This is a genomic window from Oleiphilus sp. HI0128, from assembly GCF_001635365.1.
The window spans coordinates 1-809 of record NZ_LWGG01001560.1; the positions used below are offsets into that span (position 1 = coordinate 1).

Below are 809 nucleotides of genomic sequence, written 5' to 3' on the forward strand. Positions count from 1 at the left end.
CGCACTGTTTGACGTGAGCGATATGAGCAACCCGCTATTAGTGAATGAAGTACTGCTTGAAGGCGACACATCATATTCTCCTGCCGAATACACTCATACGGCCTTAAGTATCTTACCCGGCAACGATGAACACTCATGGCGTCTAGGTTTTTCAGCGAGCATATTAGAGGACTGGCAGTGGCAAAAAGACGCCTACTATCTTTTTGAGGTCAGAGATACTGAACACCCTGAGGGTGCTAGTCTAAATCAAGCCGGAAGCATAGTCGGTAGCGAACTCGGCACCGGGCAGTCAGGTAGTTATTACTATTCATCCTACGACCGAGGGGTTCTCACTGGCACTCACGTTCACTACTCTCATAGAGGATACTTGATCACAGAATTGTGGGATGACCTGGCTAACCCCGCTGACTGAATGAAACCCTTTTTTAAGCTTGTCGAAGCGTCAAGCTTACTTAGATGTAGGTGCAAACATTACATTTTCGACGCTACGTTTTGCCGGTTGATAAGTGTTCACTTTATGCTCGGCAGGGTAACCGATCGAAAGACCGCATAGCAGTTTATAGTCTTCTTCTATATCGAAATGCTTTTTGATCGGACTTGCCCAAGTGGCAATAGCGGCTTGAGGACAGGACCCCAACCCTTCTTCTACGGCAGCGAGCATGAGTGATTGCATAAAGATACCGGCGTCCAAAGCACTATAAAGACCAAGTTTGTCATTGATAAATATAAAAATTGCAGTGGGCGCACCAAAAAACTCAAAATTCTTTTGCATTTGCGCCTCACGTGCCTCGTAGTCACTTCTTTCAATG

Annotated in this window: 2 protein-coding genes; one reads left to right on the forward strand and one right to left on the reverse strand. The window is 46.1% G+C overall.

Features of this window, described 5'->3' with window-relative positions:
* On the forward strand, positions 1–412 hold a 412-nt coding region (locus A3763_RS25710; protein WP_197483134.1), incomplete at its 5' end, for a beta-propeller domain-containing protein.
* 36 nt (positions 413–448) lie between these two features.
* Here A3763_RS25710 and A3763_RS25715 read toward each other — a convergent pair.
* On the reverse strand, positions 449–809 hold a 361-nt coding region (locus A3763_RS25715; protein WP_231872326.1), incomplete at its 5' end, for a nitroreductase.